Raw genomic sequence first — 21,589 nt, 5'->3', positions numbered from 1 at the left:
ATCCCCGGAGGGCAGCATCCGCCGACGGTCCAATTTGGTCGCCGCGCAGTGGGCCTGGATCGGCAGCGAGTCTCGCGCGAAGCTCCTGGTTCGCAGGCTTCGGAGGCAGTGGGCATCGCGCTATGTCGTCGGTGAAGGCTACCGGTTTGACTACGGATCGGAAGGAGCCACGTTTCGGCATGCACTGGACGCGGCCTTCCGCGAAGTTGCAAAGGCATCCCCCCAATGGGAGAAGCTTGGGCTTGGATCACTGATGGTGCTGAAATCAACGCGTGCCGGGCGAAGTCGACATGAAGCGCGGAGGAAGTGACATCCGGCACAGCAGAACGCTGCGGGCGTAGACTCTAATTTCAGCCAGAGGAGGCGAAGGTATGCCATTCAATGCAGGCGCGTTTGCAGTGGGGAAGGACTTCGACAGGCCGCTAGGGGCCTTGATTCAGTCAGAGGGAACTTGGTTTATGCGGGCACAAACCAAGGACCGCCAAGATATGTTGGACGTAGCGGTCGCAATCAGCGGCCAGGAAATCGGGGAAATTCGATACCTGGATACGCCATCCAGTTGCGTCCATCTCGCTGACGGCGTGAGGGTCGTGTTCCGGATTGTTGGGGCGATCGAGGGGCCGGGGAAGCCGCCGATGGGCGCTCTGGCATGGTCGGTGGACGGGAAGGAGCAGGCAATTTTGCTCAACGGACGCTACTTGACCGTGGTGGGAACCGAATCTAAGAGTTTCAGCGCCGAGCGCGCGTTCTACTCCAGAAGTTGGGGGGCATGGCTCGTTGGAGAGGATGGGAAGGAAATGGCCAGCGATCCTTTGTTCTTCAACGAAATCGGCCGCAGAGGTGCTGAGGTCGCTTGAGCACGGGGAAGTGCCCGCCGGCCCCTGCGGATTCAGCAAAGGTACGGTTTTAAACGCGACCTTTCTCCGGGTTAGAACCGGAAGAACAACCGTCCCCCGTAAGGAGGACGGTTAGCAGCGGTCAGCGTGCAGGCACCTGGTACTTGCCGTTCCTGACGCCATCAAGCACCGCGTCCTTCACCTTGCGGAATTCGTCCTCGGCCGTGCGGTAGAGGTCGGCCGGCAGGTTGGCCTCAACGAGGCGCCCCTGAAGCTGCGTGCGGCCCATCTCGAAGTTCATCTTCAGCAGGTCCACCATTGCCGCCGGCTCGTTCCTGCGGGGGCTGCCGATGTATGTCGAGAGCGCCTTCTCCTGGGCAACGTCGCGGCCAATGGAGCGTGCGAGTTTCGTCTGATCGTCCGTGTTCAAGCGCGGTTCTCCGCTGTGGGTAGAGCGGTCATCCTACCGCTAGAAGAATGCAAATAACGCTTGAACGTTGCCAACGTTTTGGTATAGTTCTCGGCAAGGTGGGGAGAGTCTCATCTACGCGGCTCGCCACTCGGCGGGCCGTTTGCGTGAATGCCTGGCGGACTGGCCAAAGATGCGCGCGATGTCCGGCTGAGTTTTATGCAATCCTTGTCCGTTCACGGAAGATCACAGGGGGAGCTAATGAAGTCGAGTAGCAGTCGTGTAATGCGTTTCCTTGAAATTAAGATCTCCCACGGAACCGGTGCCAAGACACGGGAGCCATGGGATTTGACCGCAATACTGACGACGGCGGCGGGCAACGCTTTTTATCAGCGGGCCGTTAGGGATGGCGCGAAGAGGGTCGTGCGCATCAAGCACTGTGAATTCTTCGAGGAGAATGGCCGGCCTTATGCAGCTGTTCTCTTTGTAATGGCTGATGCTGGTTATATTGATGCCAGCTACGAGAACATGCAGACGGGAGCGGCGCGTACGTTTGCCAAGGATGACGGGGAGGGATATCGCACCGAGGCACATCTGGTGATCGACCTCTCCTACACTCTCCAAGGCACTACCCAAGTGTATCCTTGCGCTCTTGAAGAGTCGCCGGGGCTGGGGCCGTCAGTCGTTCTGAGTCGACTGAACCATCCCTTGCACAAGGCTGGTGAGCGAGAATTGAAGGAAGGGAACGACACCCATAACTGGTTCCCGGTGGTTTCGCTGGACGGCCTTCTGAGCAGAAGCTTGATCGAGGAGATCGAGAAGGGCGAATTGCTGTCTTTTGATCTTGTGAAGGAAGAGTTGCAGGATCAAGGCTTGGATGAGCCCGAGGAGTTGGTACGTCGTAGGCAGATCCTATGCCTCGACGTCCGGCAAGATCCTGAAGAGGGGCGAGTTTCCGCTGTCATCGCCCGGGCTCGCCAGATCGCGTTCGGCGAAAACTATGAGCAAGTGCGAATTCACTATAAGGAGGAGGGAACCGGCAAGCATAAACAAGCGGTGCTTGACGTTCCCGAGGATGCGGTGGATCCGGGTGAAGAGCTCGAAAAGCTTGTTTCCAGGTCATGCAAGATTGAGCTGCCTGAGGCAATGAACTGGGATCACACAGAGGTTGTGATGACCTTCGCAAAGCAGATGGCAGGGAAGCTCGCTGACGAAAAAGGCGACTAGACATGTGGAAAGCACTACGTCAGTTGATTACACCGCTAGCCTATTTGCGCATTAGTGCTGAAGGCTGGGGCAAAGTCATGATCGATTGGCTACTGCCCGGGGTGCTGGCTGCGGGCGTAACGACCATTTGGTGGAACTGGCCCTCGCTTGTGCCGTTGGGCGGCGGTAGCGGCCTCCTTGTGGGCGTTGGCGCAGTCATGCAGATTTTGGTCGGTTTCTATGTGGCCGCGTTAGCAGCAATCGCCACTTTTCCCACTCTGTCGCTAGAGAATGATGTTCATCGCATGACGTTGGACGGCGGGAAGATAAAGAGACGAAAGCTCCTTGGCTACCTCTTTGGTTACTTGGCCCTTTTGAGCATGGCGATGCTTGTCGCGATGCTCTTTCGGAATCTTCCCCAGGAGGCCGTGAAGTTGGCCAGTCCGGAGATGGCTCGCTGGCTAAAGGCGCTCGGATACTTCGTTTACCAGTTTGTCCTGTGGCAGATGATCTCCATCACGCTTTTTGGAATTCACTACCTCGCGGATCGGATACACAGATCTTAGAGCTGCACTAAACGTATGTTTGAAGAGAGCCCCGGCCCAGCCGGGGCTTTCTCTTTGTCTGGAGACGCTATGACGCAGATCACACCCCAACAAGCTGGCGGCGTGAACGTCGTCGCCTTCCTCGACATGCTGGCTTGGTCCGAAGGGACCGACAACGGCAGACAGCCGACCAAAGATCGCGGCTACGACGTGATCGTGGGAGGCAAGCTGTTCACGAGCTACGCAGACCATCCGCGCGTACTGGTCGACTTGCCCAAGCTCGGCATTCAGTCGACGGCTGCGGGCCGCTACCAGCTGCTGCGGCGTTACTACGACGCCTACCGCAAGAGCCTGGGCCTGAAAGACTTCTCGCCGCTGAGCCAAGACCTGATCGCCCTGCAGCAGATCCGCGAGCGCCGCGCGCTGCCGCTGATCCAAGCCGGTCGCATCCCCGAGGCCATTGCCGCCGCCCGCAACATCTGGGCAAGCCTGCCGGGTGCCGGTTATGGCCAGTTCGAGCACAAGCTCGACAGCCTTTTGGCCGCGTACCGGAAAGCCGGCGGGGTGGTCGCTCCATGACCGAGCCTGTGAGCACCATGAAAATCGCAGTGGGAACCTTCACCGCGGCAGTAGTGGCACCTGCCACAGCTGATGCACTGCGTGAAGCTGAGCGCATCATCCTGGGCGTGCCCCAATCGGTTCTGCTGGTCGCGATGGCCGGGGCCCTTATTGGTGTGCTGCTGCTACCGGAGAAAGACGCCGAGCGGGTCGCAGCAGATGCTGGCCGTCGCCGGGGGCACCGCCTCCTGCAGACGGTCGCGCGCTGGCTGGCACTGGGCGTGGCAGTGGTCGCCTACGCCATCGTGGCCGCATGGGTTATCGCAGTCGCGGCATCCATTTTTACGTCTCTGGCCGGGGCGCCGCAGCTGCCGCTTGCAGGTCTTTCCGGCGTAATGATTCGTCGGCTGTTGCCCGGCTACGTGCGCATGGTCGAGAAGGCCACGGGCACCATCGGAGGTGAAAAGCCATGAGCGAGTTCATCCGATTTCTGAGGGCGCTATGGCGCTTGGTCGTGGGGGCACTTGCCGACGCACTGGAGTGGCTGCGCAAGCCGGGCAGCAAGATCAAAGTGGTCTGCGCTGTTCTGGCGTTTGGCTGCATGGTCTCCGGCCTGTCCTCCTACGAGAAAGAGCAGCGCATCCGAGAACTGAGCGCGCAGGTGGTCAAGGTCAAGGCCGACTGGGATGCCGACGCATCCCGGCTGCAGGCCGACGTCGAAGACCGCGACCAGCGCTTGGCTGACGTTGCGGCGGCACTGCGGGCTGAGGCCGAGAAGCTGAAGGTACTGAAGTCCGAGAGCGCCGTGGCACTCAATGGCTTGGCCACCAAGATCGAGGCGGCCGAGCAGGATGCTGCCACCTGGAAGGCCCGGTACGAACGGCGCCCCGACACCTGCAAGGCGGCCCTCGAGCTGCTCGATTCCGCCTGCCCGGCGCTGAAGGGCTACTGATATGCGCGTCATCGTGGTTGTCATCGCTGCGTTGCTGGCCGCATGCCGGGCCGCGCCCACCAGACCGAACCATCCGCCGCCGGCCGTCATCAATGTGCCGGTGACCACCTACGTGCCCATCGATGCTGCGCTGACGAAGCGTTGCAGCTGGGTGCGCGACGGGAAGCCGTCGCTGGTGTTCGACGTGAGCAACGGGCGGAAGCGGTGCCTGCTGCAGTACGAGGCTCAGCTTGATGCAATCGAGCAGCTGGGAGGGAAGCCTGTTCCCTCGCCGGAACGCTGATCAAAACCTGACGATCGGCAACGCCGGATCGCCTTCTACAGAGAGAAACCCATGTCCCGAACCATCAAAGTACTCGGCGTTACCCTGTGGCCGACTCTCTCCCAGCGGCTTGCACAGCGCCTGCGCGCCCTCGAGGTGGAAGGTGAGGCCCTGCGCAGCGAGCTCGCCGCGGTCAAGGCGCACGGCGAGGATGTCGATTCCGCTGCCGGCTCGCAGATCAGTTCGCTCACCAGCCAGCTGGCCGCGATCAATGGGGTGCTGATCGAAGTGCAGGACCGCCTGCCTCCGCTGCCCAAGAGCAAGAAGGCCAAGGTCCAGGTCCGCCGCCGCAGCCCGCGCTGATGGCGGGGAAGGGCAAGGCCATGTTGGCGCTTGGCCGGCTCAAGGTTGGCCAGATGAACAAGACCGAGTCTGCATACGCGGAACGGTTGCGCGCGCTGGAGTTCGCCGGCGAGATCCAGTGGCACCGGTTCGAGGGGCTGAAGGTGCGCCTGGCCGACAACACGTTCTACACCCCGGACTTCGCGGTGATGGCTTCGGACGGCGTCATGGAATGCCACGAGGTCAAGGGCCACTGGCAGGACGACGCGCGCGCCAAGATCAAAATCGCTGCGGCCATGTACCCATTCCGCTTCATCGCGGTGAAGGTCAAGCCCAAGCGGGATGGTGGCGGCTGGGCAGTGGAGGAGTTCTGATGGACGTTGCACAGATCGAAGCATTGGCGAAGGCCCTGAGCGTTGAGCAGGCCGCGCGAGCTGGAGCAGATGCGGCCTTGGCTGCGCGCATCGACGCCAGCACGGATGCGCGCATGGACCGCCTAGTCGGGGCCATCGAGCAGCAGGGAAAGCAGATCGCCGAGCTGGGTATGCACGTCGGACTGCTGGTGCAGGCCGTCGCGCAGCTGCTGGGTGAGGAAGCGGGCGCACCGTTGCAGGAAGAAGGCGCCGCGCCCGAGCGTGTGGACCTGGACGGGAATCCGTACTGATGGCAGGGCTGGCCGGCAACCGCCAAGCCAAGCGCGCGTTGCCAACGAACAGCAGGGCGTGGCGCGCGCTGCGGGAGACCATCCTGCTGCGCGACCTGTACCGGTGCCAGGAGCATGGCTGTGGTGTGTTGTGCGCCGGCAAGGGGAAAGCCCACGTCGATCATGTGGATGGCAATCCGAACAACAACGCTCCGGAGAACCTTCGGACACTGTGCGTCAGCTGCCATAGCAGGAAGACCGCACGCGAGGATGGCGGCTTCGGCAACACCGAGCGCGTCCTGATCGGTTGCGACGCCGATGGATGGCCCTTGCAAGCGTCACGGCAGGGGATCGCGCGGCCGAAGTAGCCCATGGAACCTGAATGAGCATGTCCACAGGTTATCCACAGATGCCTGAACGGGGGGCGGAAAAGTTTGGGTCGATTTGCCAGCGATACGTGCACCCCCCCAAACGCACGCATCCACAGTTGGAAAGACGACCCCATTTCTTAATGAACGGCGCGTCGTTCAGTGAGCGATTCAGGCGGTGAAACATGGCAAATCCCCGTACCCCAGCAGCAAAAGCAGCGGTGTCAGGTGCCGCGGCAAAGAATCCGCAGCGACATCGAAATCGAAAGACGCCGAAGGGCCCAAAAGCAATTGGCGCTCCCTACAAGGGGATGACCAAACAGCAGGTCGCCGTCTGGAAAGAGCAGGTCGAGAACATGCCCTGGCTGCACGCCGGTCACCGGCTGCTGCTGCGTCAGGTGTGCATCCTCGCCGCGCGAATGGAGACTGACCCGGAGATGGGCGTTTCGGCGATGCAGGCTCTGGGCTCGCTCCTGTCGAAGCTCGGTGCCACGCCGGTGGACGAGACAAAAGTGAATCATGGCCAAGGCGACGACGAAGACCCAGACGACAAGCATTTCTGACTGCCGGACCAGCGAATATCCGCTGGCGGTGGTGGAAGGCAGAACCGTTGCGGGCCCCCATGTGCGCAACGCCTGCCGTCGCCACCTGAAAGACCTTGAAGACGCTAACGAGAGAGGCCTGTACTTCGACCGCGAAGCTGCAGACAAGAAGATCGCCTTCTTCGAAGACGTGCTGCGGCTCAGTGAGGGGCAGTTCGAAGGAAAGCCATTCAAGTTGCACCCCAGCCAAGCTTTCAAGATAGGCAGCCTGTTCGGCTGGAAACAGGCCGATGGCACGCGACGCTTTCGGCGCGCGTACATCGAGGAAGGCAAGGGCAACGGCAAGTCGCCGATGGCCGGTGGCATCGCGCTGATCGGGCTATGCGCCGATCAGGAAGCCGGCGCCCAGGTGTACGCGGTGGCCTCGCACAAGGATCAGGCAGGCATCTTGTTTCGCGATGCGGTCAAGATGGTGAAGGCTTCGCCTGCGCTGAAAAAGCGGCTGGAGTTCTCAGGCGGTGAGGGCAAGGAATACAACATCGCCTACCACAAGTCGCAGAGCTACTTCCGGCCAGCGTCCCGCGATGTTGGCAAGACGGGTTCAGGCTACCGCCCGCACTTTGTCCTAGCCGACGAAGTGCACGAGATGGCGGACGGCAAGATCATCGAAATGATGGAGAACGGGTTTAAGTTCCGTCGCTCGCCATTGCTTTTCATGATCACCAACTCGGGCAGTGATCGGAACAGCGTTGCATGGGCCGAACATGAGCATGCGGTAAAGGTGGCCGCTGGCCATTACGAGGCCGTGAACGATCCGACCTTCATCGGCGAACCCATCGATGACCGTACGTTCTCGTTCGTTTGCGGCCTCGATGAGGGGGACGACCCGCTGGAGGATTCGCGATGCTGGTTAAAGGCCAACCCGATGTTGGGGATCACCATCACGGAGGAGTACCTGCAGGCCCGCGTTGACCTGGCCAAGCAGATTCCCAGCAAGCTCAACGAGATTCTGCGGCTCAACTTCTGCATGTGGACCGACGCAGACCAAGCGTGGCTCAGCCGCGACACGCTCGAGCCGGCCCTGGAGTCGTTTGATACCTCGCAGCACCATGGCAAGCGCCTCCATCTCGGGTTGGACCTATCGCAGAACCGCGACATTACGGCGCTGGGCGCGGTAGTGGAGACCGGCTCGAAGGAAGTTCTGGTAGAGGTCGAGGGCAAGAAGACGCTGGTCAAAAAGCCAACGTTTGACGCGTGGGTAGAGGCATGGACCCCAGGCGATACGGTCAAGGCACGTGAACTGCGCGACAAGCTTCCGTACAGCACGTGGATTGCGAAGGGGCAACTGCATGCTCCGCAGGGCCAGACGATCAGCTACCGGCACGTCGCCCAAACGGTGGCCGAGTACGACCGTGACTTCGAAATCGTCCAGGTTGCCTACGACCGGTACGCGTTTCGCCAGTTCGAAGAGGAAGTGAAGGAGCTAGGCCTTTCGGTTTCGTTCGTCGAACATCCGCAGGGTGGCCTGAAGAAGGGCAAGCCCACCGAGGCTGCAGTGAAGGCCGCCGCCGCCGCAGGTAAGCCGCTGCCGGAAGGTCTCTGGATGCCCGGATCTCTCCGATTGTTCGAAGAAGCCCTATTGCAAGGACGCGTCCGCCTGCTCGGGAACCCGGTGCTGGTGTCGGCAATCATGTCGGCCGTCATCGAAAGCGATAAGTGGGAAAACCGTTGGCTGTCGAAGGCACGGTCGGTCAACAAGATCGACGCCGCGGTAGCGGTCGTGATGGCTTTCGGCTCCGCACATTCATCGGCCGCGCCCGCCTCTGTCTATGAGCAGCGAGGCATCCGATTTCTATAGGAAACGCAATGTCCAGGTTCAACGAAGAAGATATCAAGTCGCTGGACCGGATCTGGAATCCGCAGCAGGCTGCGCCACAGGGTGCACGAGCTGAGGCCGGCCAGTTCACAGGGATGGATGACCCGGCGCTGCTGGAGTTCATCCGGGCGCGGAGTGGGCACGGCGGTGGTGGCTACCAGCTGCGCAACATGGCAGTGCTTCGCTGCCTGTCCCTGATCTGCGGAACCATCGGCATGCTGCCGCTGAATCTGATCGAGTCAGGCGGCAAGAAGCGGATCGCTACTGAGCACCCGGCCCACCGGCTGCTCAAGGTCAAGCCAAACCCATGGCAAACGCCGTTGGAGTTCAAGCGGCAGATGGAGCTTGCGCGGCAGCGCCACGGTGACGCGTACGCGCGGATCGTATGGTCAGCAGGCCGGCCCATCCACCTCATCCCGCTGGACTCGTTGGCTGTGAAGCCTGAGCTGGGCGACGACTGGCGGATGCTCTACCGCTTTAACAGCAAGAAGCGTGGCGAGGTGGTGCTTAAGCAGGAAGAGGTGCTGCACATCCGCGATATCTCCGTGGATGGTGTGACCAGCTTGTCGAGAATGAAGCTGGCGGACCGGGCCATTCGCCTTGCGCTCGATGCGGAGCGGGCCGCCAGCCGCATCTTCGAAACCGGCAACATGGCAGGTGGCGCTATCGAAGTGCCGAACGCGCTAAGCGATACCGCCTACGGCCGCATGCGCGGATCGCTGGACACCGAGTATGCCGGCGCTGCAGCAGCGCAGAAATGGATGCTGCTGGAAGAGGGTGCAAAGGCGAATAAGTTCGGCAGCACGGCGCAGGAAGCGCAGCACGTCGAGAACCGGAATGCCCAGGTGGAAGAGGTGGCCAGGCTCTACGGCGTTCCCCGCCCGCTGCTTTTCCTGAGCGACACCAGCTGGGGCACCGGCATTGAACAGTTGGGCATCTTCTTCCTGCAATACACGATGCTCGAGCATTTCACCAACTGGGAGCAGGCGGTAGCGCGATCGCTGATTCCAGAGCGCGACCTGGAGCGATTCCAGCCGAAGTTCAACGTGAGGGCGCTGATGCGCGGAACGCTGAAGGACCAGGCGGAGTTCTTCAAGGCCGCCCTCGGCTCCGGTGGCACAAAGCCGTTCCATACGCAGAACGAAATCCGCGACCTGCTGGACTACCCCGAATCGGACCAGCCAGGCGCCAACGACTTGATCAACCCCATGACACAGAAGGGAAAGAACGATGAGCCTCCGGCAGCTACCTGAAATTCGCGCCGAGCGACGGCTCGGCGCTGCCCAGTTCGACATGCGGCCCGACGCGCTGGAGCGCTGGGAGCCGGAAGTCCGCGCTGCCGGCAACGACGCGAACAGTATCTCCATCTACGACTCGATCGGCGAGAACTGGGAGGGCACCGGCGTTACCGCCAAGCGGATCAGCGCCGCCCTTCGTGCGATCGGCAGCAAGGACGTGGTGGTGAACATCAACTCCCCCGGGGGTGACTTCTTCGAGGGCGTGGCGATCTACAACCTGCTGCGCGAGCACCTGGGCCGCGTGACGGTCCAGGTGATGGGGTTGGCTGCGTCGGCGGCATCGGTTATCGCCATGGCCGGGGATGAGATCCTGATGGGAGACGGGGCGTTCCTGATGATCCACAACGCGTGGGCGGTGGCCATCGGCAATCGGCACGACATGGCGGACGCGGCAAAGCTGCTGGAGCCCTTCGACGCGGCCATGGCGAAGGTCTACGCCGCTCGATCGGGTGTCACCGAGGCGGAAGCGGCCCGGATGATGGACGAGGAGACGTGGATCGGCGCCGCCCAAGCCGTGGAGGATGGCTTTGCCGATGGCCTGCTCGACGGGGCCGCCGCTACCAAGGATGCCAAGCAGACATCGGGCGGCCGCAAGGCGCTCGCCCTGGTGGAAGCAGCAATGGCCAAGGCTGGCCACTCCCGCTCCATGCGACGCGACACCCTCAAATCGCTGTTCAACGGCAAGCCGAGCGCTGCCGACCCTGCCATGCCGAGCGCTGGTGGACAGGAAACCACGGCCCTGTTGCAGGGCCTTCTCGACAACATCAAAGCCTAAGAGGCCAAAAAATGACCAAGATGACCCACGGCCGCGTTCCGCGTGGCCTCGTTTCCGTGCACGCCGATGGTGGTAGCCAGCCCGAGGTGAAGGCGCTGGTGGAGAGCCTGAACAAGGCATTCGCCGACTTCAAGGCCGAGCACAACAAGCAGCTGGACGAGATCAAGAAGGGCAATGCCGATGCATTGCAGGCCCTGAAGGTCGACAACATCAACGCCGATATCACCCGTCTGCAAGCCGCGGTCGACCAGGCCAACACCCAGATGGCCGCGTTCCAGATGGGCGGTGGCGGCGCCGCCAGCGACGTGGCCGATGCCGAGTACACCGATTCGTTCCGTGCTCACTTCCGCAAGGGTGAAGTGCAGGCTGCCCTCAACAAGGGCGCGGCCGACGAAGGCGGCTACCTGGCACCGGTCGAATGGGATCGCTCGATCACCGACCGCCTGGTTATCGTCTCGGACATGCGACAGCTTGCCAACGTGCAGCCCTGTTCGGGTGCCGGCCTGACCAAGCTGTACAACACCGGCGGCACGTCCTCGGGTTGGGTGGGAGAAGAAGACCCCCGCCCGGAGACCGCGACCTCAAAGCTGCGCCCGCTCAGCTTTGGCTGGGGCGAGATCTATGCCAATCCTGCCGCCACCCAGCAGCTGCTGGACGATGCCGAGATCGACCTGGAGACGTGGCTGGCCGGCGAAGTCGAGCTGGAGTTCGCCAGGCAGGAAGGTGATGCGTTCTTCTCCGGCAATGGTGTCAACAAGCCGTTTGGCATCCTGACCTACGTGGAAGGTGGCGCCAACGCCGCCAAGCACCCGTTCGGCGCCATCAAGGCCGTGAACAGCGGTGTTGCAGCCGGCATCAATGGCGACAGCATCCTGGACCTGGTCTACGACCTGCCGTCAGCCTTCACCGCTGGCGCTAAGTTCGCCATGAACCGCAAGACCCAGGGCGTGGTGCGCAAACTGAAGGACGCGCAGGGCAACTACCTGTGGCAGCCGTCCTTGGTGGCCGGTCAACCGTCCACCCTGGCCGGCTTCGCCGTGCAGGACGTGGCGGCGACGCCGGACGTAGCGGCCAACGCGATCGCCGCGCTGTTCGGTGACTTCAAGCAGACCTACACCGTGTACGACCGCAAGGGCGTGCGCGTGCTGCGCGATCCGTACACCAACAAGCCTTACGTCATGTTCTACACCACCAAGCGTGTGGGCGGCGGCGTACACAACCCGGAGCCGATGCGCGCCCTCAAGATCGCAGCTTCGGCCTGATCACCCACCTGTCGGGCGGCCCCGCGCCGCCCGGCTTCAATCCTGTGTTCGAGGAGCCGCAATGGCAAAATTCATCAAGCCTTTCCGTGGGGTTCCGGAAGGCCAGATCTATCCCATCCAGTTCGCTGCCGGCGATGAGTGTCCGCCCGAACTGGAGCCTGGCGCACTGTCGGTGGGCGCACTGAGCCTAGTCCCCGGCGCCCCGGCACCGGGGACGCTGTTGGGCTCAAGCCTGCAGCCGGCGCGGTTTGAGTTCGCCGACGGAAGCGAACTGTCGCTCGGCGATGTGGTCAGCAAGGCGCATGCAGCGTCGGGCTTGTCCGTCGAGGCCTGGAACGAACTGAGCGAGGACGCCCGCGAGGCGGCGATCGCTGAGACGGTGCAGGGTCTGACCGCCGAGAACGCCGAGGCCGCCGCCAAGCAGCAGGCAGCCGGCGACAAGGTGGCCCTGATCGCCCAGCTGGAGGCGGCAGGTATCCCGTTCGATAAGCGTTGGGGTGCTGAAAAGTTGGCCGCAGCACTGGCTGAAGGTAAGAAGGACTGACATGCCCATCGTCTCGATCGCACAGGCCCGCTCGCATGTGCGGGTCGAGCCTGACTACCCCGAGGAGCAGCTGCAGCCGGCAATTGCTGGTGCGGTGGACGCTGCGCAGGCTTATCTCAATCGCAGGGTCTACGAGACCTCGGACGCGCTGGCTCAGGCACGAGCCGGCTACCCAGCGGCGGTCAGGGCAGCGGCAACAGCGCGTGACCAGGCACTGGCGGACGCAGCCTTCATCCGCAACGGCGAGGAACGCACCGCGGCGATCCGCGTTGCCGCAGTTGCATTCGGCGAGGCCACGGCCGAGGCGGATGCATGCATTCATGGTGTGGTCGTGAATCCCAGCATCGTCACGGCCGTACTGCTGACGATCGGTCATCTCTACGCGAACCGCTCTGACGTAGTTGTGGGGGCCCAGGCGATAGAGCTCCCCAACGGAGCCAAGAGCCTCCTGCGCCCATATCGAAGAGTGATGATGCCATGACGCTTCAGGACGGCGACCTACAACACCGTATCCGTTTCGAGCGGGAGGCCACGACGCGCGACCCCTTCGGCGGTCCAAGTAAGCCGGTGTGGGCTGAAGTAGTGTCGGTATGGGCCAAGGCCACCAACAACCTTGCCGCCACCACCGAAGCGGTGGCCGCCGGCGTCGACCACTACCGCGAGCAAGTCCGGTTCGATATTCGCCCACGGCAAGTTGATCCGCAGTGGCGCATCGTGTTTCGCGGGCGCTATTTCGACATCAAGAGCGTCGCCCCAAGCAACGATCGAAGTGAGTTGGCGATTATCGCTATTTCGGAGCGCAGCGATGGCTGAGCAGGTGTCCATTCAAGGTCTGGACGGCCTCCTGCGCTCGCTGCGAGAGGCTCCCAAGGCCGTGCAGGGAAGGGCGGTCCAGACCGGTATGCGCAAGGGCGGCAATGTGATCCGGGACGACGCGAGGCGTAGGGCGCCGAAGGCATCCGGATTCATGGCAAGCCAAATCGTCACGCGCCGGGCCAACGCTCGCAACAGGACGCGCGCCGGCGTCGGGAAAGGCGGCGAGTACTTCACCGTGGGGGTCAAATCGGGCCGCCGTCGGAAGTACGCCAACACCAAGCGCAATCAGCGACGTGGTCGAGCTGGAAAGTCGTATGTCGATCGTGGCTGGGCCTACTACTGGCGGTTCCTCGAGTTCGGCACCAAGAAGCTGAGGGCCAATCCGTTCCTGACGCCGGCAGGCGAAGCGAAGGGGCCGGAGGCGGCGCAGGTGATCATCGATGAGACCTGGAGCGCGCTCAACAGTCAGATGAGAAAGGAGGGTTGGAGATGATGGTCCCCTTGATCCAATCCCTGTTGCAGGGCGACGCGGGTGTCCGGCAAGTGCTGGGCGACCCCATCAGGGTCGGGCCGGGCACTGCACCGCAGGACACCGCACTCCCATACGCGACGTGGGAGGTCGTCGGCGGGTCGCCTACGGCGATGCTGTCCGAGACACCGCCTGCAGATGGGTGGAGGGTTCGCTTGACCGTATGGGGCGACAGCCTGACCCAAGCCAACGGCGCCGCGGTGGCCATCCGTGATGTGGTCGAGCGCGTGGGCAGCATCGAGTCGTACAACCCGACGCCCGACAGCGAAGGCACGGATGCGATGGGAATTTCATTCGACGCACGTCTCCTGCAGCTGCGCTGATCCACACAACGGCAACTCACCGGCCCCGCAAGGGGCTTTTTTATGCCCGGCGACGGGCGCAACACAAGGAAATCCCTATGGGACAGGTAATCAAGTCGAAGCACTCGCAGCTGTTCGTCGCCATCGGCGCGGCCGAAGTCATCAAGGTGACCCGCCTGCGTTCTGTTGGTTTCCCCGATGGCCAGGCGTCGGAGATCGATATCTCCGACTACGACGACGACTGGGATCAGTTCGTCGCCGGCCGAAAGCAGACCGGCAGCACCAGCATCGAAATCATCTACGACAGCGTCGACCACGAGAAGCTGGAAGACCTGCACAAGACGGGCGCCGTCGTGAACTGGCTGGTGACCGCACCGCTGTCCGAGACGGAGGGTGTCGCGAAGCCGGCGGCGGTTGACGGGACGATCACCCCGCCGCCCACGGTGCTGTCCAAGCAGTTCGACGGGTTCGTGCAGAACTTCGCGGTGAGCAGCCAGGACAACGACGTCTGGAAGGCAACGGTCACCATTCGCGGCTCCGGCGCGGTGACCACTCACCGGCCTGCTGGCGGCCCGTAACGGGCGGCAACGGCTGCACCACTCTCGGCCCGCTTCGGCGGGCCATCTCTTTGACGGGGCGCGCGGATCTTCCGCGTGTTAGCCGTGCGCGGCCCGCGCGCCCTGTCGCCATTCAAGGAAACGGCCAATGAGCAAGACCAACGAAACTCTCCCGCTTGATACCGTCGCTCCCTCGCAGACGGTGCTGCAGGCGTTCACCAGCCTGGGCATGTTCGCGTCCAAGGACGTGCACGCCGATACGATCACGCTGCCCAACGGCGACAAGGCCCAGTTCTACGTCCGCGAACTGCCGGACGCCGAATTCCGCAAGCTCTGGCAGGACGCAGACCGCGCCAAGCTGATTGCTGCCACCATCTGCGACGAAGACGGCAAGCCGGTGATGACGGACGCCCAGGCGGCACAGCTTAAGCCGCTGGTGGCCGCCGAGCTGCAGCAGGTGGCCATGAAGCACTCGGGCTTCGGCGACAAGGCCGCTGACGCCCAGGCCGAGGCGGGAAACGCCTAAGGCAGCGGGGCGAGGACTGGTTCTGGCATGTGCTGGCCGGCCACCTGCATCGCACGGTGGCCGAGCTGCGCGGGACCATGTCGCGCAAGGAATTCCTGCGGTGGTGGGAGTTCCACAAGCGAAACCCCATCGATCCGGTGGGGCTGCACATCAAGCCGGCCGCATTCGCTGCCTTCACCTTCGCCGCGCACAGCCAAGCAGGCACGAAGCGCGGCATGCAGGACTTCATGGACGTGCTGGTGCCCCGGTCGGACGACGACGAGGCGCAGGACTGGTTCGATTCACTGGGATGACCAATGGCTGACAATTTCGGGCGCTTCGCGGCGGTTCCCATCGGCCCGCTGCTGGCGGCGCGAGACGGCGGCCTCACACTGGCCACCACCGCCGCGGCCAATATCAGCCGCATGGCCAAGTCGGACGTGGCGCAAAGCACGGGAACGGTGGGGGTAGAGTTCGCCGTTTGGGGCGATGATCCGATGTCGGCAGTGGTCGGCATTGTCACGGCGGCAGCGCCGCTCAATACCTACCCGGGGGCCACGGCTGCGGGCGTCGGATGGGAGCTGGGAACGGGGCGAGTGATGTTGAACGGCGCGGCTGTCGCCAGCGGCTTGCCAATCGCCAAGCCCGGTGACATCGCTGGGCTGCGGTTGGTCTTCGGCACACCGACCCGGATGCAGTTCTACCTGGGGGCCACGCAGGTTCATCAGCGGGATATCACTCTGGCTGGCCCGTTGCACTTTGCCGCCGCGCTAGCGGCGAGCAAGGCTGGCGGTCTGTGCATGGTGGTGAACGCCGGGCAGTGGAATGCGCGGGGGCCGGCTGCGCTCGCAGGCTGGAAGGTGGCCAAGGCCTTCGGGCCCGTCACCCGCCTGTCCGACGTGGACTGGCTGACTGCACCGGGCGACCTGCCGGCCAACGCACGCTACGAGGGGCTGATCGCCGAAGGGGTGAGCCTGATCAGCGAGATCAACTTCTGGCCTTGGGGCGGCGACCCGGTCACCCAAACCAGTGCTGCTGAGTGCGTGGTTCTCGACGCCGAGGGGCTGCTCGACAGCCTGGCGCTGTCCGGCGCCTCAGGGATGCCGGTTCAGATCCGGGCAGGCAGCTCCGCCGGCATGCTGGCGGACACCTCTGCCCTGTTCCGCTTCACCGTGGACCGCATCGAGATCAACGACGACGGCAGCAAGACGGTTCACTTCCGCGATGCTCACGACGATCTGGACGAGACGATCAACCGCGGCGTCTTCATGCCCAACATCGCCGCCTTGGCATGGAAGCCGCAGCCGGTCGTGATAGGGGCGGTGGCCAGCGTGCCGGCGATGGGGGCCAATTCGGATGCGACGGCGATGTTCGTGGCCGACGGCCTGGTCTACGCTGATGCGGTGATGGACCGTGGTGACCTGATGGAGCCGGGCACGTTCTCTCTGTCGCCCGACGGACAGCAGCTCATCATGAAGTCGCCGCCGGTCACGCCGGTGGTGGCCGACCTTTCCAGTGTTGGGCCCGGCCAGCGCCCGGCCACGCTGCAGCAGGCGATGGCGGACATCATGGGCCGCCTGGGCAAAACCTCATGGTCGGGCGGCGACTGCGCCGCGGTGGATGCTGCAACCGGCTACGCGGGCGTGGGCTACTACGCCGGCAATGCGATCACCGGGCGGGATGCCATGAACGCCATCCTCCCCAGCTATGGGGCGGCCTGCTACCAGGACGCCACCGGGGTGCTGCGCTTCACCCGGGTGGTGGCCCCCGAGACGTTCGGTGGTGCTCCCGCGTTCGAGCTCACGGCCAACGACCTGGCCGAGGATCTGCTGGCAGTGCCAGACGACGCACCGAACCTGACGCGCCGCATGGCCTACCGCCCGAACGCTCAGGCGTTGGCTGCCTCGGACCTGGTCACGGATGTGGTGGACGTGCCGCAGGGGCGCCGCGACGAGCTGACCGGCCTGTTCCGCGCGCAGGTATACGGCGGCGGGGCGCTACACCAGCACTATCGCCGCGCGGACGCGGCAGATCCGGTGATCTCGCTCTTCTGGAACGCAGCCGACGCGCAGTCGGAGATCGACCGGGTGGTGGGCATGTACCGGCAGCAGCGGTTCTTCTACCAGGTGACGGTGCGCGGCGATCAGAGCCTGGCACCGCAGCCCGGCCAGATCGGCCGGCTGACGTACCCGCGCTATGGCCTGGCCGAGGGCAAAGCAGTGCTGGTGAGGCGCGTTGAGCGCAACCCGGCCACGGGTGACGTGGTCCTGACGGTGTGGGGTTGATCGGATGCTGATCGGATATGGAATGCCAGCCCCTCAGTCGGTGGCGCTGGTAGGTGGGACCTGGCTGACGGCAGACGGAGGCGCGGCGTTGTTCGACGGCAAGCCGGCGCGCCGGGCGCGTATCGCCCGCACCGGTGCGCTGTCCGTAAACATCACCCTGGCTGAGGCTGTTGTGCCGGGCATCGTGGCCGTGCTGGGCCTCAACGTGCCCGCCGGCGTCACCGTGCGGGCGGCGGGCGCCACCGGCCAGACCGTACGCCTGCCGACCGGGACCGTATGTGCATGGCTCTTCCCGACCGGCACGGCCGCGGTCAGCAGTGTGGCGGTCCAGATCGAAACCACGGTGGCCAACGTGGAGGTGGGGGAGATCGCGATCTTCCGGACGGTGGACGTTGGAATCACGGATGGATGGGCGGTGGCGCCGATCGACGCCAGCACCCACACGCGGACCAAGGGTGGGCAGGTGAACACGGTAGCCGGTGCCGTGTACCGCCGCCTGACCGCGACGCTGTCGGGCCGCGCGACGGCAGTGGTGCGCAAGGGCGGCCTGGACGGAACGGACTGGGAGACGGTGGCAATGGCGATGGCGGGGCGCCAGCGCGCATGTGTCGTGCCGCAATACCGCGACATTCAGACCAAGGCGTTCGATCCGGTTCTGGCCGCGCGCGCTGCCATCTATGGCCACGCCACCCAGCTGCCCTCTGCCGAGAACATCAGCCGGCAGTACTTCTCTGGATACCTGGAATTTGAGGAAATCCCGGCGTAGCTGGCATGATCCCAGCAAAAATATCGGGAGTTTCTATGAAATATGCACTCCGTTTCCCACCCCTGCTACTGCTGGCGTTGATGGTTGCCTGTTCCGCGCGGGATGACGGTTCCAAGCAGGCGCTGCTGAACTGTATGAGCGCGATTCAGTCCGCAACCGGGGACGCAGGCAGCACCAAGGTCCCGTATGCGAAGGATATGGGGTCTGGGAACGAGCACTACTTCGCTTGGCCCTCAGGGTCGGGACTGACTCTGCCGGAACGATATGGCAGTTCTCAGCCGGCGTCAGCGTCCTGCATTGCCGACGCAGCCGGTGTCGTGACTGGCGTGACCATCAACGGGTCGGAGATCCCGATCCGTTAGAAAGAACCCTCCATAAGTCTCTAAGCCCGCCTAGTGCGGGCTTTTTTTTTGGAATCGCAATGAGCCTCTACACCCTTACCGTAGACCTGCTGCTGAAGTCGGGCTCCTTCGAGCGCGACAGCGGAAAGGCTGCTCGCGTAGTCCAGCGCGACATGGCGGCCATCCAATCGTCTATGTCGGAAGCGTCGCGGCGCGGGGCCGACGAGGTCGCGGCCGGCTTCCGCCGCGTTGCCTTCGAAGCTGTGGGCCTCACCTCTGCGCTGGTGGCCGTGAAAGCCGCAGTCGGCAAGGCGGACGAGTGGACGAACCTCAATAATCGGCTGCGCTTGGTGACTCAGGGGCAGGCTCAGTTTGCAGCCGCGCAGGCAGATGTGATCCGCATCGCCGGTGCTGCGCGACAGCCACTCGGCGCCACCGCAGAGCTGTACCAACGCATCGCGATGAACCAAGAGGCTCTGAACCTCTCTGGCAGGGACTTGGCGCGCGTCGTCGAAACTATCAGCAAGACGATGGTTATCAGCGGCACGTCAGCTGCGGGGGCGGACGCAGCACTCGTACAGTTGGGCCAGGCATTTGCATCCGGCACGCTTCGCGGTGAGGAGCTGAACTCAGTGCTCGAGCAAGCGCCCGCACTGGCCCAGGCCATTGCGAAAGGCTTGAATGTACCGATCGGCAAGCTGCGAGAGTTGGGTGCCGCGGGCAAGTTGTCTTCCCAGCAGGTGATCAACGCACTGCAGAGCCAAGCCGGCGCAGTGGACGCGGCGTTCGGCAAGATGGACGCCACCGTTGGCCAGTCGATGACGCTGTTCAACAACAACCTGCAGGTGATGATCGGAAGGGCGGATGAGGCAACTGGCGCCTCAAGGGCGCTTGCGGCTGGTATTGGGGCGCTCGGCAACAACTTGGAGATGGTGGCAGTGGCTGGCGCGGCCGTGGCTTCTGGTCCGCTGCTCAAGGCCCTTCTCGCGCGGGTGGCAGCTGCAAACGCTGGGATGGTTGCCGATCGGGCCGCCGCGGCGCAGAGCTTGGCGGCGGCCCAGCAACTTGAGCTGCGCACCCGCGCTGCGATGCTTGATGCCCAGGCGGAGGTCCGACGCACAGCTGCGATCGGCGGCAGCGTTTCGGTAAGCTCCAAGGCTGCTGCCGCGACTCTTGAACACCGGCAAGCAACCCTGCTGCTGGCTCAGGCGCAGACCCAGGCCACCGCCGCAAACGCGGGTTGGCTGGCGCGGGCAGGCTCCTCGACGCTTGCCATGCTGGGCGGGCCTGCTGGCATCGTGACGATGCTGGCTACGGCAGCAGCTGGTTGGTTGATCTTCCGAGACAACACCAACACCGCGTCAGCCGCGCTGATCGATTTCGGCGGTGCTGCCGACACCGCGATCGAAAAGTTCCGCGAATTGAACCGTCAGCAGCAGGCGGGCGAAATCCTGCGCCTGCAGAAGGAGATCGACGCCAACTACAAGACGATCACCGGCTCGATTGGCGAGATGGTGGCAGCAGCTACCAACTTCTCCAACGTCGGCCAGGCGTCGGCCTTCATCAAGGAAACCGAACGGCTGGATGCCGCATTCAAGGCGGGGAAAGTCACGGCGGACGAATTTGCCACCGGTCTTGAGGCTGCTTGGCGGGTCATGATTGAAGGCTCCCCGGCCGCGGCCGCCGTCACGAAGAGCTTGACCGAAGAAACGGCCGCAGCGGCTACCGCTGGCCGGGAGGTCGACCGTAAGAGGTCGATTCTCGAGGCCTTTACTGGCAGCAGCAACCAAGCGAAGACCGCAACCGACGCCCTGTCGGGATCGTTCAACGTCTTGGGGGATTCGGCCGGCGCCGCCGGTAAGCGCATCGCATCGGCGATGCAGTCGCTTCCCGGCCAGCTTGCTCGTGTCGGGAAGAGCGCTGCCGACGTTGCAAAGCTGGATGTGGCCGATTGGTTCAAGGAGGCCCAGGCGGGCGGAGTCGATTTCTCCAAGCGGGACGATCCGAAGGTCAAGCAGTACATCGAGCAGGGCGCCCAGTACATCCGGCTCCAGACCGATCTCGCTGCCGCACAGAAGACCTTCACCGAATCGCGCAAGGCGGCGTCCGCGGCAGAGCGTGCCGGCGCGAAGGACCGCAAAGCCGACGCGGAGGCAATCAAGCGTTACAACGAGCAAGCGGCGATGGCCGCCGCGACCATGGCGGGACCGCTGGCCGAGGCCACGGAGCGCCAGAAGCAGCTCGAGGACAAGCTCAAGGAATCGCTCAAGGAGGGACGCATTGAGCGGGCGGCGTACAACTCCTTGGTGCTGGAGTCGCAGAAAGCACTGGAGCAGTCCAGCGCGGAAATCAACAAGGCGCTGTCCAGCCCGGAATCCCTGCTGGCCACCATGGACGCCGAAGTGGCCATGCTGGGGAAGATCGGCCGTGTGCGCGAGCTCTACCGCCGGCAGCTGCTCAATGAGCGCGACATGCGCCAGGAGCTGCAGAAGGCGGTGGAGGCCGCCGGTGGCAAGGAAGCGCTTGCGTTGGCCAAGGGCGCGGCGAGCTATGAAGAATACGAGCGGTCGATGCTGGCCGCGGCTGACGCTTCCGCGGCGCTGTCGCTGCAGGTGGAAGAGGCCGCGGCCAATGTCGAGGCGTGGGCCAAACTGGTGATCTACGGCGTCGGCGATGCCGCGGACGCGATGGCCGACTTCGTTGCCGGCGGGCTGCGCGACTTCAACGGCCTGTGGGATGACCTGAAGGACGTGGCAAAGCAGGGACTGCGCGACCTTGCGCGCCAGCTACTGCAGCAGAAGCTGGTGATCCCGATTCAGACGCGGATCATGGAAGGCTTCAGCAACTGGGGCAGCCAAGGCGGCGGCTTCAGCATGCAGAGCATCATGGGCATGTTCGGCGGGAACGGATCCGCTGCCGGTGGCCAGAACGTTGGGACGATCGCCGGGCTGCTGTCCAAGGGGCAGGGCCTTTTCAGTGCCGGATCTGCCGCGTCGAGTGGCGCCAGCGCCGGCAGCCTCATGGGGTTCGGCAACAACGTAGCAGCACTCACCGGCGGCGGTGCCGCGGG

28 protein-coding genes are annotated in these 21,589 nt (G+C 63.7%); 27 read left to right on the top strand and 1 reads right to left on the bottom strand.

Annotated elements, in window-relative coordinates; all coding sequences use genetic code 11:
• Positions 1 to 371: 371 nt before the first annotated feature.
• The gene (locus ACE026_RS08590; protein WP_404735983.1) at positions 372 to 857 is read left to right on the top strand and encodes a hypothetical protein; all 486 of its coding nucleotides are present in this window, start codon (positions 372 to 374) and stop codon (positions 855 to 857) included.
• Between the two features lie 121 nt (positions 858 to 978).
• Here the strand turns inward: ACE026_RS08590 and ACE026_RS08585 are convergent, their stop codons facing one another.
• Positions 979 to 1,266: a hypothetical protein gene (locus tag ACE026_RS08585; RefSeq protein WP_313425969.1), complete on the bottom strand. Its 288-nt coding sequence runs from the start codon at positions 1,264 to 1,266 to the stop codon at positions 979 to 981.
• Positions 1,267 to 1,530: 264 nt separating this feature from the next.
• Between ACE026_RS08585 and ACE026_RS08580 the strand changes: the two genes are divergently transcribed.
• The 26 genes from ACE026_RS08580 to ACE026_RS08455 form a co-directional block, all read left to right on the top strand.
• Positions 1,531 to 2,472, top strand: a complete 942-nt coding sequence (locus ACE026_RS08580; RefSeq protein ID WP_253247635.1) for a hypothetical protein — start codon at positions 1,531 to 1,533, stop codon at positions 2,470 to 2,472.
• A 2-nt stretch (positions 2,473 to 2,474) separates the two neighbouring features.
• Positions 2,475 to 3,017: a hypothetical protein gene (locus ACE026_RS08575; protein ID WP_404735982.1), complete on the top strand. Its 543-nt coding sequence runs from the start codon at positions 2,475 to 2,477 to the stop codon at positions 3,015 to 3,017.
• Between the two features lie 69 nt (positions 3,018 to 3,086).
• A complete protein-coding gene (locus ACE026_RS08570; RefSeq protein ID WP_404735981.1) occupies positions 3,087 to 3,575 on the top strand; it encodes a glycoside hydrolase family 24 protein in 489 nt (162 codons plus the stop codon).
• Entirely contained in the window at positions 3,572 to 4,027 is a 456-nt protein-coding gene (locus ACE026_RS08565) for a hypothetical protein (RefSeq protein WP_088432456.1), read from the top strand. Before ACE026_RS08570 ends, ACE026_RS08565 begins: the two co-directional genes overlap by 4 nt.
• The gene (locus ACE026_RS08560; protein ID WP_404735980.1) at positions 4,024 to 4,506 is read left to right on the top strand and encodes a hypothetical protein; all 483 of its coding nucleotides are present in this window, start codon (positions 4,024 to 4,026) and stop codon (positions 4,504 to 4,506) included. Before ACE026_RS08565 ends, ACE026_RS08560 begins: the two co-directional genes overlap by 4 nt.
• Before the next feature lies 1 nt (position 4,507).
• Positions 4,508 to 4,789 (top strand): hypothetical protein, encoded by a 282-nt coding sequence (locus ACE026_RS08555; RefSeq protein ID WP_404735979.1) that lies wholly within the window; start codon positions 4,508 to 4,510, stop codon positions 4,787 to 4,789.
• A gap of 51 nt (positions 4,790 to 4,840) precedes the next feature.
• Entirely contained in the window at positions 4,841 to 5,131 is a 291-nt protein-coding gene (locus ACE026_RS08550) for a hypothetical protein (protein WP_486038678.1), read from the top strand.
• A gap of 53 nt (positions 5,132 to 5,184) precedes the next feature.
• Positions 5,185 to 5,484: a DUF1064 domain-containing protein gene (locus ACE026_RS08545; RefSeq protein ID WP_486038677.1), complete on the top strand. Its 300-nt coding sequence runs from the start codon at positions 5,185 to 5,187 to the stop codon at positions 5,482 to 5,484.
• The gene (locus ACE026_RS08540) at positions 5,484 to 5,774 is read left to right on the top strand and encodes a hypothetical protein (RefSeq protein ID WP_404735976.1); all 291 of its coding nucleotides are present in this window, start codon (positions 5,484 to 5,486) and stop codon (positions 5,772 to 5,774) included. The genes ACE026_RS08545 and ACE026_RS08540 overlap by 1 nt, the downstream gene beginning before the upstream one ends.
• Positions 5,774 to 6,121, top strand: a complete 348-nt coding sequence (locus ACE026_RS08535) for an HNH endonuclease (RefSeq protein WP_404735975.1) — start codon at positions 5,774 to 5,776, stop codon at positions 6,119 to 6,121. Before ACE026_RS08540 ends, ACE026_RS08535 begins: the two co-directional genes overlap by 1 nt.
• Positions 6,122 to 6,306: 185 nt before the next feature.
• Positions 6,307 to 6,684 (top strand): hypothetical protein, encoded by a 378-nt coding sequence (locus ACE026_RS08530; RefSeq protein ID WP_404735974.1) that lies wholly within the window; start codon positions 6,307 to 6,309, stop codon positions 6,682 to 6,684.
• Complete coding sequence (locus ACE026_RS08525) at positions 6,641 to 8,521, top strand: terminase large subunit (RefSeq protein ID WP_404735973.1); 1,881 nt, start codon at positions 6,641 to 6,643, stop codon at positions 8,519 to 8,521. Before ACE026_RS08530 ends, ACE026_RS08525 begins: the two co-directional genes overlap by 44 nt.
• Before the next feature lie 8 nt (positions 8,522 to 8,529).
• Positions 8,530 to 9,792: a phage portal protein gene (locus tag ACE026_RS08520; protein ID WP_486038676.1), complete on the top strand. Its 1,263-nt coding sequence runs from the start codon at positions 8,530 to 8,532 to the stop codon at positions 9,790 to 9,792.
• Positions 9,770 to 10,612: a head maturation protease, ClpP-related gene (locus tag ACE026_RS08515; protein WP_404735971.1), complete on the top strand. Its 843-nt coding sequence runs from the start codon at positions 9,770 to 9,772 to the stop codon at positions 10,610 to 10,612. Before ACE026_RS08520 ends, ACE026_RS08515 begins: the two co-directional genes overlap by 23 nt.
• A gap of 11 nt (positions 10,613 to 10,623) precedes the next feature.
• On the top strand, positions 10,624 to 11,874 hold the full coding sequence (locus ACE026_RS08510) for a phage major capsid protein (protein ID WP_404735970.1): 1,251 nt from the start codon (positions 10,624 to 10,626) through the stop codon (positions 11,872 to 11,874).
• A 61-nt stretch (positions 11,875 to 11,935) separates the two neighbouring features.
• Positions 11,936 to 12,418 (top strand): hypothetical protein, encoded by a 483-nt coding sequence (locus ACE026_RS08505; protein WP_404735969.1) that lies wholly within the window; start codon positions 11,936 to 11,938, stop codon positions 12,416 to 12,418.
• Between the two features lies 1 nt (position 12,419).
• Positions 12,420 to 12,899: a head-tail connector protein gene (locus ACE026_RS08500; protein WP_404735968.1), complete on the top strand. Its 480-nt coding sequence runs from the start codon at positions 12,420 to 12,422 to the stop codon at positions 12,897 to 12,899.
• Complete coding sequence (locus ACE026_RS08495) at positions 12,896 to 13,231, top strand: head-tail adaptor protein (RefSeq protein WP_404735967.1); 336 nt, start codon at positions 12,896 to 12,898, stop codon at positions 13,229 to 13,231. The genes ACE026_RS08500 and ACE026_RS08495 overlap by 4 nt, the downstream gene beginning before the upstream one ends.
• Positions 13,224 to 13,727 (top strand): HK97-gp10 family putative phage morphogenesis protein, encoded by a 504-nt coding sequence (locus tag ACE026_RS08490; RefSeq protein WP_404735966.1) that lies wholly within the window; start codon positions 13,224 to 13,226, stop codon positions 13,725 to 13,727. The genes ACE026_RS08495 and ACE026_RS08490 overlap by 8 nt, the downstream gene beginning before the upstream one ends.
• The gene (gene gp17 / locus ACE026_RS08485) at positions 13,724 to 14,086 is read left to right on the top strand and encodes a tail completion protein gp17 (RefSeq protein ID WP_404735965.1); all 363 of its coding nucleotides are present in this window, start codon (positions 13,724 to 13,726) and stop codon (positions 14,084 to 14,086) included. Before ACE026_RS08490 ends, gp17 begins: the two co-directional genes overlap by 4 nt.
• Before the next feature lie 77 nt (positions 14,087 to 14,163).
• A complete protein-coding gene (locus ACE026_RS08480; protein WP_486038675.1) occupies positions 14,164 to 14,643 on the top strand; it encodes a phage tail tube protein in 480 nt (159 codons plus the stop codon).
• Positions 14,644 to 14,770: 127 nt separating this feature from the next.
• Positions 14,771 to 15,148, top strand: a complete 378-nt coding sequence (locus tag ACE026_RS08475; RefSeq protein WP_486038674.1) for a phage tail assembly chaperone family protein, TAC — start codon at positions 14,771 to 14,773, stop codon at positions 15,146 to 15,148.
• A 29-nt stretch (positions 15,149 to 15,177) separates the two neighbouring features.
• Positions 15,178 to 15,441, top strand: a complete 264-nt coding sequence (locus ACE026_RS08470) for a hypothetical protein (protein ID WP_461770774.1) — start codon at positions 15,178 to 15,180, stop codon at positions 15,439 to 15,441.
• A 3-nt stretch (positions 15,442 to 15,444) separates the two neighbouring features.
• Positions 15,445 to 17,412, top strand: coding sequence for a hypothetical protein (locus ACE026_RS08465; protein ID WP_486038673.1), 1,968 nt, complete (start codon positions 15,445 to 15,447; stop codon positions 17,410 to 17,412).
• 88 nt (positions 17,413 to 17,500) lie between these two features.
• Complete coding sequence (locus ACE026_RS08460; protein ID WP_486038672.1) at positions 17,501 to 18,178, top strand: hypothetical protein; 678 nt, start codon at positions 17,501 to 17,503, stop codon at positions 18,176 to 18,178.
• Between the two features lie 421 nt (positions 18,179 to 18,599).
• A partial coding sequence (locus ACE026_RS08455; RefSeq protein ID WP_486038671.1) for a tape measure protein occupies positions 18,600 to 21,589 on the top strand: 2,990 nt, incomplete at its 3' end.

The organism is Stenotrophomonas sp. AGC87, from assembly GCF_057333975.1.
This window is presented reverse-complemented; position numbering and strand designations above follow the sequence as displayed.

Coding starts and splice junctions, on each gene's coding strand:
- ACE026_RS08590 (WP_404735983.1), top strand. CDS start 372: ATGCCATTCAATGCAGGCGCGTTTGCAGTGGGGAAGGACTTCGACAGG.
- ACE026_RS08580 (WP_253247635.1), top strand. CDS start 1,531: ATGCGTTTCCTTGAAATTAAGATCTCCCACGGAACCGGTGCCAAGACA.
- ACE026_RS08575 (WP_404735982.1), top strand. CDS start 2,475: ATGTGGAAAGCACTACGTCAGTTGATTACACCGCTAGCCTATTTGCGC.
- ACE026_RS08570 (WP_404735981.1), top strand. CDS start 3,087: ATGACGCAGATCACACCCCAACAAGCTGGCGGCGTGAACGTCGTCGCC.
- ACE026_RS08565 (WP_088432456.1), top strand. CDS start 3,572: ATGACCGAGCCTGTGAGCACCATGAAAATCGCAGTGGGAACCTTCACC.
- ACE026_RS08560 (WP_404735980.1), top strand. CDS start 4,024: ATGAGCGAGTTCATCCGATTTCTGAGGGCGCTATGGCGCTTGGTCGTG.
- ACE026_RS08555 (WP_404735979.1), top strand. CDS start 4,508: ATGCGCGTCATCGTGGTTGTCATCGCTGCGTTGCTGGCCGCATGCCGG.
- ACE026_RS08550 (WP_486038678.1), top strand. CDS start 4,841: ATGTCCCGAACCATCAAAGTACTCGGCGTTACCCTGTGGCCGACTCTC.
- ACE026_RS08545 (WP_486038677.1), top strand. CDS start 5,185: ATGAACAAGACCGAGTCTGCATACGCGGAACGGTTGCGCGCGCTGGAG.
- ACE026_RS08540 (WP_404735976.1), top strand. CDS start 5,484: ATGGACGTTGCACAGATCGAAGCATTGGCGAAGGCCCTGAGCGTTGAG.
- ACE026_RS08535 (WP_404735975.1), top strand. CDS start 5,774: ATGGCAGGGCTGGCCGGCAACCGCCAAGCCAAGCGCGCGTTGCCAACG.
- ACE026_RS08530 (WP_404735974.1), top strand. CDS start 6,307: ATGGCAAATCCCCGTACCCCAGCAGCAAAAGCAGCGGTGTCAGGTGCC.
- ACE026_RS08525 (WP_404735973.1), top strand. CDS start 6,641: ATGGCCAAGGCGACGACGAAGACCCAGACGACAAGCATTTCTGACTGC.
- ACE026_RS08520 (WP_486038676.1), top strand. CDS start 8,530: ATGTCCAGGTTCAACGAAGAAGATATCAAGTCGCTGGACCGGATCTGG.
- ACE026_RS08515 (WP_404735971.1), top strand. CDS start 9,770: ATGAGCCTCCGGCAGCTACCTGAAATTCGCGCCGAGCGACGGCTCGGC.
- ACE026_RS08510 (WP_404735970.1), top strand. CDS start 10,624: ATGACCAAGATGACCCACGGCCGCGTTCCGCGTGGCCTCGTTTCCGTG.
- ACE026_RS08505 (WP_404735969.1), top strand. CDS start 11,936: ATGGCAAAATTCATCAAGCCTTTCCGTGGGGTTCCGGAAGGCCAGATC.
- ACE026_RS08500 (WP_404735968.1), top strand. CDS start 12,420: ATGCCCATCGTCTCGATCGCACAGGCCCGCTCGCATGTGCGGGTCGAG.
- ACE026_RS08495 (WP_404735967.1), top strand. CDS start 12,896: ATGACGCTTCAGGACGGCGACCTACAACACCGTATCCGTTTCGAGCGG.
- ACE026_RS08490 (WP_404735966.1), top strand. CDS start 13,224: ATGGCTGAGCAGGTGTCCATTCAAGGTCTGGACGGCCTCCTGCGCTCG.
- gp17 (WP_404735965.1), top strand. CDS start 13,724: ATGATGGTCCCCTTGATCCAATCCCTGTTGCAGGGCGACGCGGGTGTC.
- ACE026_RS08480 (WP_486038675.1), top strand. CDS start 14,164: ATGGGACAGGTAATCAAGTCGAAGCACTCGCAGCTGTTCGTCGCCATC.
- ACE026_RS08475 (WP_486038674.1), top strand. CDS start 14,771: ATGAGCAAGACCAACGAAACTCTCCCGCTTGATACCGTCGCTCCCTCG.
- ACE026_RS08465 (WP_486038673.1), top strand. CDS start 15,445: ATGGCTGACAATTTCGGGCGCTTCGCGGCGGTTCCCATCGGCCCGCTG.